Below are 10,170 nucleotides of genomic sequence, written 5' to 3' on the forward strand. Positions count from 1 at the left end.
CCACGAACGCCGTCGCGGCCAGCGGCAGGAGCGCCAGGCCGCCCTGAACGGGGCTGAGCCCGAGCACGGTCTGCAGCCAGATCGAGGTGTACGGCAGGACGGCGAAGGCCGCCAGGTTGTACGCGAGTGCCCCAGCCATCACGCCGGTGAACGCGGACTTCCGGAACAACGACAGCTCCAGCAGCGGGTGTGCGACGCGTCGCTCGACCAGCACGAAGCAGAGCAGGGCGAGCGCGGCGATCCCGAACGTGGCGAGCGTGCGCCCCGAGGTCCAGCCCAGGCTCCCCGCCCGCACTACGGCGTACGTCGCCGCCGCCGCGAACACCGCGAAGCTCACGGTCCCCGCCCAGTCGATGCGCCGGCCCCGCGCCCCGTGCGACTCGGGCACGGTACGGACGGTCAGCCAGATGGCGGCGACGCTGACCGGAAGGTTCACGAAGAAGAATCGCGGCGGCGCCCCCGCTCACCGCACCCCACAGCCCGAGCGCGACGGACCGGTCCTTGCCCCGGTAGACGGAGGCGAGCAACGGCAGCGTGGTCGCGAACATCGCGGCCGCGCCCACTCCTTGGATCCCGCGTGCCGCCACCAGCAGCGCGGGCGACGAGGCGAGCCCGCAGCCCAGCGAGGCGACGGCGAAGAGCACGACGCCCGCGACATGGACCCGCCGACGCCCGAGCAGATCGGCGGCGGCCCCGATGCCGAGCAGCAGCGCGGCGAGCGCGAGCGCGTATCCGTCGATGACCCATTGCAGGTCGGAGAGCGACGCGTCCAGCACCCGTGCCATGTCGGGCAGCGCCACGATGACGATCGTGACGTCCAGCAGCAGCATGAACGTCCCCAGACAGACCGCGGTGAGCGGCCCCCACTTGCGCATGTGTTTCTCCCTGTACGGCTCTAACGGCTTCGGTGTGGCCGGCGACCACTCCCGTACGATCGGAGAAGAGCGACCGAAACCACCGGCCGAAGACCTTTAACCGCCGGAATTCGACATTGAAGAGGCCTTCAGCCATGGAATCCAACGCAGTGGGCGACGCCCTCGATCTGCAGATCCTGCATGCGCTGGAGCTGGACGCGCGCGCCCCGTTCAGCCGGATCGCCGCCGTGCTCGGTGTCTCCGACCAGACCGTGGCGCGCCGCTTCCGCCGGCTGCGGTCCGAGGCGGGCCTCCGGGTCGTCGGGGTCCGCTGCGCCGCCGCGGAGGACTCGCTCGACCACTGGCTGCTGCGCGTCCGCTGCGCACCCGAGGGCGCGACGGCCATCGCCGAAGCCCTGGCCAAGCGCCCGGACACGGCGTGGATCGGCCTCACTTCGGGCGGTACGGAGGTGACGTGCACGGCGAACGTCCGCTCCCGGGACGACGCCGACGACCTGCTCCTCGGCAAGCTGCCGCGTACCCCGCACATCGTCGACATCCGTGCGCACCAGCTGCTGCACCGCTTCTACGGCGGCCCGTCCGGCTGGCTCCACAAGAGCGGCGCCCTCGCCCTGGAACAGGCCACCGCCCTCACCCCCGCGCCGCTCCCGGACCATCCCGGCCCGGCCGTCATCACCGCCGATGACGAACCCCTGGTCGCCGCGTTGGAAGCGGACGGCCGGGCCACGTACCCCGAACTCCAGAAGGCGACGGGCCGCTCCGAGTCGGCGGTCAAGCGCCGCATGGTGCAGCTCGTGGCCTCGGGCGCGCTGTACGTGGACGTCGAGTTCGACTCCGGCCCCTTCGGCTTCCGCCACCCGACGATGCTGTGCATCACCGCCGCGCCCCGCGCCCTGAACGCGGTGGGCGAGGCGCTGGCCACCCACCCGGAGGTCGCCTACGCGGCGGCGACCACCGGGCCGTCCAACCTGGTGGCGGTGGTGATCACCCGTGACACGGGCCATCTGTACCGCTACCTGAGCGAGCGCCTGGGCGGACTGGAAGGCGTCGAGCACGTGGAATCGATGCCGTTCCTGCGGCGCGTGAAGCAGCTGACGTACCGGCCGTTCCGGGGGTGACGAGAAGGTGCCGGTACGCAGCCGGCCGTCACCGGTCCTGGGCCAGGGCGACGAGTTCGGCGAACAGGCCCCCTGCGTGGATCAGGTCGTCGTACGTACCGTCCTCGGTCACCCGGCCGTGCTCCATGACGATGATCCGGTCGGCCAGCCGCGTGTTCTCCAGCTGATGGGTCACGACGATCGTCATGCAGTCGGCGGCCAGCCGCTTGATCTCCAGGAAGATCTGGTGCTCCCCACGCGCGTCCATCTGTGAGGTCGGCTCGTCCAGGATCAGCAGCGGAGTCCGCCGGTACAGCGCACGACCGCAGGCGAGCCGCTGCCATTGCCCGCCGGAGAGTTCCGCTCCGCCGAACAGTTCACGGGCGAGGAGGGTGTCGAGCCGGTTCGGCAGCTCTTCGACGGCCTCGCGCATGCCGACGGCGTCGACGGCCTTCCACACCAGCTCGTCGTCCCACGACTTGGGCTGGCCGAGCGTGATGTTCTCGCGGGCGCGCAGCGGCCAGGTGGCGAAGTTCTGCGGTACGAGCGCGGTCCGCTTCCAGACGGCTTCGGCGTCGGCCTGCGCCAGGTCGGCGCCGTCCCACAGCACGCGGCCCTTGTCGGCGAGGAGGAGGCCGGTGATGAGCTTGGTGAGGGTGGACTTGCCGGAGCCGTTCTCCCCGACCACGGCCAGGATCTCGCCCCGGCGCAGGCTCAGGGAGATGCCGTTCACGGCGGGCTGCTCCTTCCCCGGGTACCGGTAGACGACCTCGTCGAGCCGAATCTCGTCCACCTGCTCCGGAATCGTCAGCTCGCCGCGCTTCGGGGCGCGCGCCCCGGCCATGTCGAGGAACGCGCGCATGTCGGCGAGGTAGAGCGAGGTGTGGAACAGCGCGGCGCCCTGGATGACGAGTTGGGAGAGCGCGACGAGGGTGGTCTGTACGGCGAGGACGGCGGTCGCGGCGACCGGCAGCGGGACGGCGCCCGTGGTGGCGAGCCAGGCGAGGAGGGCCCAGGTGCCCGTCAGGAAGACACCGCTGACAGCGCTGGTGGACACGTCGATGCGCAGCTGCCGCGGTGCGGCGGTCAGGGTGCGCTCGTCGATGCGCTCGGACAGCGCCCGGTACCAGTAAAGGATGTAGCCGGTCATGCCGTTGGCCCGGACCTCGTCGCCGTACCGGGCGGAGGTGGCCCACCAGCGCGTCATGCCGCGCACGTTGCGGTCGCCGACGTTGAGGTAGTGGGTCTCGTAGTCCACCCGGGCCCGGAGGATCGCACCGAGCCCGGCCGGGAGCACGGCGAGCAGCAGGGCGGGGAGCATGGCCCAGTGCAGGACGGTGATGACGCCTCCCGCGGCGACCATCCGGACACCGGCGGCGGCGAACCGCTGTGCGTCGTTGACCAGGGTCGTGGTGCGGGTGACGCCTACTTCGGCGGCCTCCTGCCGGTCCGCGAAGCCGTCCTCGCCGTACGCCGCCACCTCGACCCGGCACACGGCGGCGACGAGCGCCACGTCGGCCTCGGTCATCAGCAGCGGCGTGACGCGACGTTCGGCGTACGAGGCGAGCGCCATGGCGATCCGGCCCGCACCGGCGGCGACGGTCACCACGACGAGCGCGGGCAGGGCGCCGTGCAGACGTTCGGAGACGGGCCCTGTGGCGAGCAGGTACGTCATCGCCCTCGCGGTGAAGGCGAGCGTGAGGGCGGCTGCGGCGCCGGTGAGGAGCTGGCAGAGCAGGAGAATCAGGACGGCGGTCCTGTCCACCGCCCAGGCGAGTCGGACCGTGTGCTTCAGGACGGCGGGAAGGCGCCCGCACATGGTGCGGAAACCGGCTTCGGCCAGCGGGTTCTCGCCGTGCTTGCCCTGGAAGTCGAGAACGGCCGGGGGTGGGGGCGGCGGGGTGTCCGAGTGCGCGGTCAAGGCGTCGTCAGTCACAGTCACCTGCGTCCCTCCTGGGACTCGGTGCCGCACCTGGATGGCTCGGCGGTGCACGGCATAACGACGCTCACGGGGAATCGAACGCGCTCGATTCCGGACGCGTGCGACCTCAGCAACGGCAAGGGTTCGCGGGCCCGTTCCGTGCGCTGGGGCAGCCGTGAAGCTGCGGTTCGTGGCCGAATCGCCGACGCTTGAAACGCCTGTGACGGATGGGGTTTTCCGTCGCACGTCGCACGAACGAGGACCTGCCGCGCGATGCGGGCGGCGACGAGCCGGTCGACCTGTTCCTCCGTGCAGGCAGGGCGCCGTTCTCCGTACAGCACCCGCGCATACGCCTCCGTCTGGAGCAAGCCGTCGATCACGACACCGGCATAGGACCCGAGCTCCACCGCATCGGCTGCGAGAACAATCACGCCGCATGAGCATCGACTACCGCAAGCGGCCCAAACCGCCGACAGCCGCCGTCGGCCTGGAGCACCTCACGGACAGCACCCCCGGCCTCGTCAGCCGCAAGGCGGGCATGGTCGGACTCAAACCGCGGCCGCCGGTGAACCCGGACTTCCCGGCGGCCACCCTGTCCGAACCCGACTGTCGGCGCCTATCGTTGGGCCGCACAGAGGCCGCGGGAGAGCGAGGTTGCCGTGCAGGACGAGACCGACGGTTCCGAAGACACCATGCTGACCCACAACCCGCCCGACGGGGTCGCCCCCGCCCAGGGATACAGCCATGTGGTCATGGGCGAAGGCAGGCTGGTCGTGATCTCGGGCCAGGTCGCGCTGGACGAGAAGGGAAACGTGGTCGGGGAGGGCGACCCTGCCGCCCAGGCGCGTCAGGTCTTCGAGAACCTGGAGCGTTGCCTCGCAGCGGGGGAGGCGACATTCGCCGACGTCGCCAAGCTCACCTTCTACGTCACCGACATCGGATTCCTGCCGGCCGTCCGGGCCGCGCGGGACGCACATGTCGACACGAAGCATCCCCCGGCCTCCACAGCCGTACAGGTGACCGCGCTCGTGCGGCCGGAGTTGCTCATCGAAGTGGAGGCGCTCGCCATCATCCCCTGGTGACCTGATGAGGCGACCGGGCGCGAGCCCCGCCGGATCGGGCCGCCTCACCAGCCGCCCGCGCGGCGGTCGGGCAACGACGGAGCATGCCCCGCAGCCCCTTCGAGGGCGGCTCCCCCGGCCAACGGGCGCCACGTCAGCGGACTGGCTCGACACAGCCGGGCAACCGCCGACGGAGACGCGGCCGCGCACCACCGGCGTCGAACGACGGGCGCAGCACCAGGTCCGGCCTCACGCCGGAGCGATCCAGGATGCCGATGATCGCGTCACAGGCCGCCGATCTGCCGCCGGGAACGCTCCGTGCCATGGTGGGATTCCGGGGCCCAGCAGCCCCGCTTTGCATGATCATGCGAGATGATGCATAATCTTCCTATGTCTAAGGTCCTCACCTCCCTGCCCACCGGCGAGCGCGTCGGCATCGCCTTCTCGGGCGGCCTCGACACCTCGGTCGCGGTCGCGTGGATGCGCGACAAGGGCGCTGTCCCGTGCACCTACACCGCCGACATCGGCCAGTACGACGAGCCCGACATCGCCTCCGTGCCCGGCCGCGCCAAGGCCTACGGCGCCGAGCTCGCGCGTCTGGTCGACTGCCGTGCGGCGCTCGTCGAGGAGGGGCTGGCCGCGCTCACCTGCGGCGCGTTCCACATCCGCTCGGGCGGGCGGGCGTACTTCAACACCACGCCGCTCGGCCGCGCCGTCACCGGCACGCTCCTGGTGCGGGCGATGCTTGAGGACAACGTACAGATCTGGGGCGACGGCTCCACGTACAAGGGCAACGACATCGAGCGGTTCTACCGCTACGGCCTCCTCGCCAACCCGCACCTGCGGATCTACAAGCCCTGGCTCGACGCGGACTTCGTGACCGAGCTCGGCGGGCGCAAGGAGATGTCGGAGTGGCTGGTCGCCCATGACCTGCCCTACCGCGACAGCACGGAGAAGGCGTACTCCACCGACGCCAACATCTGGGGCGCCACCCACGAGGCGAAGACCCTGGAGCACCTGAACACCGGCGTGGAGACCGTCGACCCGATCATGGGCGTGAAGTTCTGGGACCCGTCGGTCGAGATCGAGACCGAGGACGTCACGATCGGCTTCGACCAGGGCCGCCCGGTGACGATCAACGGCGAGAAGTTCGACACCGCCGTCGACCTGGTGATGAAGGCGAACACCATCGGTGGCCGCCACGGCATGGGCATGTCGGACCAGATCGAGAACCGGATCATCGAGGCCAAGAGCCGCGGCATCTACGAGGCCCCGGGCATGGCCCTGCTGCACGCCGCGTACGAGCGCCTGGTCAACGCGATCCACAACGAGGACACCCTCGCCCAGTACCACAACGAGGGCCGGCGCCTGGGCCGTCTGATGTACGAGGGCCGCTGGCTGGACCCGCAGGCGCTCATGGTCCGCGAGTCGATCCAGCGCTGGGTCGGCACCGCCGTCACCGGCGAGGTCACGCTGCGGCTGCGGCGCGGCGAGGACTACTCGATCCTCGACACCACGGGCCCTGCGTTCAGCTACCACCCGGACAAGCTGTCCATGGAGCGCACCGAGGACTCCGCGTTCGGCCCGGTCGACCGGATCGGCCAGCTCACGATGCGCAACCTCGACATCGCCGACTCCCGCGCCAAGCTGGAGCAGTACGCGGGCCTCGGCCTGATCGGCACCGCCAACCCGGCCATCGGCGCGGCCCAGGCCGCGGCGACCGGCCTGATCGGCTCCCTGCCCGAGGGCGGCGCCCAGGCCATCGCCTCCCGCGGCGAGGTCTCCGAGGCCGACGAGATGCTGGACCGCGCCGCGATGGAGTCCGGCACGGACTAGGCACGGCAGCGGAAGGCCGGCCCGGCGCCCTGTGCGCCGGACCGGCCTTTTTCGTCGCGCGGTACCAGCCGTGCGGTACCAGCCGGCCTTTTTGTCGTGCGGTACCCGCTACCGGCTCAGCGCACGTCGATGTAGTCGCCGGACGACGTGGCGCTCCCTGTGGTGTCCCACCCGCCGAAGGTCCAGCGCCAGTAACCGTCGACGGACGCCTTGACGGTCGTCTTCAGCGCACCCGTGGAACTCGACCGTACGGACTTCACGGTCGTGTAGACGGTGCTGCCCTTCTTGCAGAACTGCAGCCTGGCGAGCCCCGCCGCGACCCCGGTGTACTTGTGCTTCACCCAGTCGGCCCGCGTGAGGCTGCCGGTCACGGTGAGCGTCTTCCCCTTCTTCACCGGCTCCGGCGAGGCGTTGACCGTGGCCTTGGCCCAGCGCTTGATCTGGACACGGCCGGACGTGGCCGGGAACTCCTGGGTCTTGAGCTGCCCGTTCGTCTTGAAGAGCTGCGCCAGGACGGCAACGTTCCAGGTCGTCGCGTCGTTGTTGGAGTCCAGGCGGTAGTACGGGTCGATGCGCAGGCTGCCCTCGCAGTCCGCGATCCGGGAGCTCGTCTCGTAGCAGGTGTAGCCGCCCGGGTAGAGACCGCCGCCGTCCGCGCCCTTGGCGGGAGTGGTGTCGTGGTAGAGGAACGGCTCCCCTCTGTACGCGAAGGGGTCGGCGGTGCTGTATCCGGCCGGGAGATTGATCCGGAAGGTGAGCGATGGCTCCTGCACGTCGTGCGTTCCCACCACGACGGGCTTGCCGCCGTTGATGACGATCCGGGACACCGTGATGCCGGTGTCCGCGGCCTGTGCCGTCGGCGCCGTGATCGGTACGAGGGCGAGGGCCCCCGCCAGTGTGATCACGGCGCCGGTTCTGCCTGCTGCCTTCATGCGCACCTCATTGCCGCGTATGGAAAGGAGAGTCCGCCGGCCCGGACCTAGGCGGCTGGCCGGCGGGGCGGCAGAGTACCAACGGCCCGGACGCGCACCGCAGGCCGGGTGATCATTCGACTGCCCGCGCTACGGGTCGGGTTCAGGCCCCGGCCTGAAGGCGCAGGCCCGCCAGGGTCAGCTCCAGCGCGGCAAGGAACTGCTCCTTGTCGTCGTGGCCGTCGAACTCGTCGACGATCTCGTGCATGAACGGATACTCCCCGGCGTCGAGTTCACGCCACATCTCGGCGTAGCGGCCGAGGAACTCGTCGCGGCCCACCGCACCGTCGAGCACCTCCTCGGGCGGCTCCTGCCCCAGGTCGGCGGCGCTGCCGACCACGACGCCCACGACGGCCGACACGGCATGGAAGCGCTGCTTCGGCGTGAGGTCGAGTCGGAGCGTCTGCTCGCCCAGAGCCTCGTAGAGCCGCAACGAGTTGCCCCGGTCCGCGATGTTGCGCATGAACTGCGTGCCCAGCCACGGCCGGTCCACGATCGCGTCGAACAGCGTGACGGCCATCGTGCGCAGGTCATCGATCGGGTCGTCGCTCCTGACCTGGACCTGGACGGCGCTCAGCACCCCGCCCAGCACATGGTCGATGGCGCGGTCGAGCAGCTCGTCCTTGCCCGAGACGTACCAGTAGATGCTGCCGACGCCGGTACCGAGCCGTCCCGCGAGGGCGCGGAGGGTCAGCGCCTGCTCGCCCGCCTCGTCGAGCAGCGCCACGGCCGCGGTGAGAACGGCCTCGATCGAGTGCGAGGCACGTTGACGCCCCCGGGAAGGGCGATCGGCGGGTCGTGGGCGCGGGCCTGTCATGGCACTCATCCAATCACAGCTTGCATCATTATCGAACCGTGTTCTATGGTCGAACCTCGTTCCATTGTCGAACATCGTTCTATGTTCGGCAACGTCCCGAGAGGAGGCCCGCCATGACCACGACCACGTCTTCCACCGAGCCCGCCGCATCGCGTACCTATCCGTCCCTGCGCGCCGCATGGATTCCCCTGGCCGCGCTCTGCCTGGCCTTCTTCGTCGAGATGGTGGACAACACCCTGCTCTCGATCGCGCTGCCCACGATCGGCCGGGACCTCGACAGCAGCACGACCTCGCTGCAGTGGGTCACCGGCGCGTACTCACTGACGTTCGGCGGGCTGCTGCTGACGGCAGGATCGATGGCCGACCGGCTCGGGCGCCGGCGCGTGCTGCTGGTCGGCCTGGCGGTGTTCGGCCTGCTGAGTCTGGCCGTCGTCGCGGTCAGCACCGCGGGGGAGCTCATCACGTTGCGGGCCGGCCTCGGCATAGCCGCGGCGGCGATGGCGCCCATCACCAACTCGCTGGTCTTCCGGCTGTTCGACGACAAGGCGCTGCGGATGCGCGCGATGACGCTGATGATCATCGTCGGCATGTCCGGCTTCGTCCTCGGCCCGCTGCTGGGCGGCACCGCCCTGGCCCACGCGTCGTGGCAGTGGCTCCTGATCGTCAACGCCCCGATCGCCCTGATCGCGGCCATCGGCGTCCGTCTCGGCGTCCCGGCCGACCGGCCGCAGGACCTGACCCGCGACAAGCTCGACCTCCCGGGCGCTGTGCTCAGCGTCACCGCCATCGGTCTCGCCTGCTACGCGCTGACCAGCGGCGTCGAGCACGGCTGGATCTCCACGCCCACGCTCGCCTCGGTTCTCGGCGCCATCGCCGCAGGCATCGCGTTCGTGTGGCACGAGCGCCGCAGCGCCTCGCCCATGCTGGATCTCCGCCTCTTCTCCCACGGCACCGTCCGCGGCGCCGCCATCGCGCAGATCGGCACCGCCATCGCGATGGCCGCCGTGATGTTCGGGCTGATCCTCCACTTCCAGTACGCCTACGGGTGGAGCCCCGTACGGGCCGGCCTGGCGAACCTGCCGCTCATCGTGACCATGATCCTCGCGACCCCGCTCTCCGAGTGGCTGGCGAAGAGGTTCGGTCACCGCATCGCCTGCCTGGTCGGCGCGGTCTGCCTGGCCGGCGCACTGGCCGGTCTGTCCTGGGGCGTCGACCACGGATACGGCGTCATCGCGGCCTGCATGGTCCTGATGACCGTCGGCCTGCGCACCGTGATGACGATCTGCGCCATCGCACTGGTCGACGCGATGCCGGGCAACCGCACCTCGATGGGCACCGCGCTCAACGACACCGCCCAGGAGGTCGGCAGCAGCATCGGCACCGCCGTGGTCGGCACCCTGATCGCCGCGCTGGTCACCACACAGCTGCCCGCGGGCACCTGGAGCGACGGCCTGGTGGCGTCGTTCTTCCACGGCGAGCGGATCACCTACGCCGTGCTGGCGGTCGTCGTCGGCCTGGTTACGGCAGGCGGTGCGCTCACCCTCACCGACTCCCACGCCACCGAGGAGCACGCCTAGGTGTATTGCCCTGTG

8 protein-coding genes and 1 pseudogene are annotated in these 10,170 nt (G+C 70.4%); 4 read left to right on the forward strand and 5 right to left on the reverse strand.

What is annotated here, in order from left to right:
- Positions 1-875, reverse strand: a pseudogene (locus JGS39_RS31020) (MFS transporter); the annotation flags it as partial.
- Positions 876-1,009: 134 nt separating this feature from the next.
- On the opposite strand from JGS39_RS31020, the gene JGS39_RS31025 reads away from it, so the two are divergent.
- Positions 1,010-1,993: an Lrp/AsnC family transcriptional regulator gene (locus tag JGS39_RS31025; RefSeq protein WP_219573058.1), complete on the forward strand. Its 984-nt coding sequence runs from the start codon at positions 1,010-1,012 to the stop codon at positions 1,991-1,993.
- Positions 1,994-2,021: 28 nt separating this feature from the next.
- Here the strand turns inward: JGS39_RS31025 and JGS39_RS31030 are convergent, their stop codons facing one another.
- On the reverse strand, positions 2,022-3,914 hold the full coding sequence (locus tag JGS39_RS31030) for an ATP-binding cassette domain-containing protein (protein WP_308120812.1): 1,893 nt from the start codon (positions 3,912-3,914) through the stop codon (positions 2,022-2,024).
- A complete protein-coding gene (locus JGS39_RS31035; protein ID WP_308120813.1) occupies positions 3,911-4,324 on the reverse strand; it encodes a Scr1 family TA system antitoxin-like transcriptional regulator in 414 nt (137 codons plus the stop codon). The genes JGS39_RS31030 and JGS39_RS31035 overlap by 4 nt, the downstream gene beginning before the upstream one ends.
- A 261-nt stretch (positions 4,325-4,585) precedes the next feature.
- Between JGS39_RS31035 and JGS39_RS31040 the strand changes: the two genes are divergently transcribed.
- Positions 4,586-4,975 carry a RidA family protein gene (locus JGS39_RS31040; protein ID WP_219573070.1) on the forward strand — a complete coding sequence of 130 codons (390 nt, stop codon included), beginning with the start codon at positions 4,586-4,588 and terminating at the stop codon, positions 4,973-4,975.
- Between the two features lie 369 nt (positions 4,976-5,344).
- Positions 5,345-6,790, forward strand: a complete 1,446-nt coding sequence (gene argG / locus JGS39_RS31045) for an argininosuccinate synthase (protein ID WP_219573060.1) — start codon at positions 5,345-5,347, stop codon at positions 6,788-6,790.
- 116 nt (positions 6,791-6,906) lie between these two features.
- Here argG and JGS39_RS31050 read toward each other — a convergent pair whose 3' ends face one another.
- Positions 6,907-7,722: a hypothetical protein gene (locus tag JGS39_RS31050; protein WP_219573062.1), complete on the reverse strand. Its 816-nt coding sequence runs from the start codon at positions 7,720-7,722 to the stop codon at positions 6,907-6,909.
- Positions 7,723-7,864: 142 nt separating this feature from the next.
- The gene (locus tag JGS39_RS31055; protein ID WP_219573073.1) at positions 7,865-8,512 is read right to left on the reverse strand and encodes a TetR/AcrR family transcriptional regulator; all 648 of its coding nucleotides are present in this window, start codon (positions 8,510-8,512) and stop codon (positions 7,865-7,867) included.
- Between the two features lie 179 nt (positions 8,513-8,691).
- Between JGS39_RS31055 and JGS39_RS31060 the strand changes: the two genes are divergently transcribed.
- A complete protein-coding gene (locus JGS39_RS31060) occupies positions 8,692-10,155 on the forward strand; it encodes an MFS transporter (protein ID WP_219573064.1) in 1,464 nt (487 codons plus the stop codon).
- The last annotated feature ends 15 nt before the right edge of the window (positions 10,156-10,170 follow it).

This window comes from Streptomyces poriferorum, from assembly GCF_019399235.1.
GTDB lineage: Bacteria > Actinomycetota > Actinomycetes > Streptomycetales > Streptomycetaceae > Streptomyces > Streptomyces poriferorum.

Excerpts from the sequence above, each read along its gene's own strand:
- JGS39_RS31025 (WP_219573058.1), top strand. The coding sequence starts at position 1,010 with ATGGAATCCAACGCAGTGGGCGACGCCCTCGATCTGCAGATCCTGCAT.
- JGS39_RS31040 (WP_219573070.1), top strand. The coding sequence starts at position 4,586 with ATGCTGACCCACAACCCGCCCGACGGGGTCGCCCCCGCCCAGGGATAC.
- argG (WP_219573060.1), top strand. The coding sequence starts at position 5,345 with ATGTCTAAGGTCCTCACCTCCCTGCCCACCGGCGAGCGCGTCGGCATC.
- JGS39_RS31050 (WP_219573062.1), bottom strand. The coding sequence starts at position 7,722 with ATGAAGGCAGCAGGCAGAACCGGCGCCGTGATCACACTGGCGGGGGCC.
- JGS39_RS31060 (WP_219573064.1), top strand. The coding sequence starts at position 8,692 with ATGACCACGACCACGTCTTCCACCGAGCCCGCCGCATCGCGTACCTAT.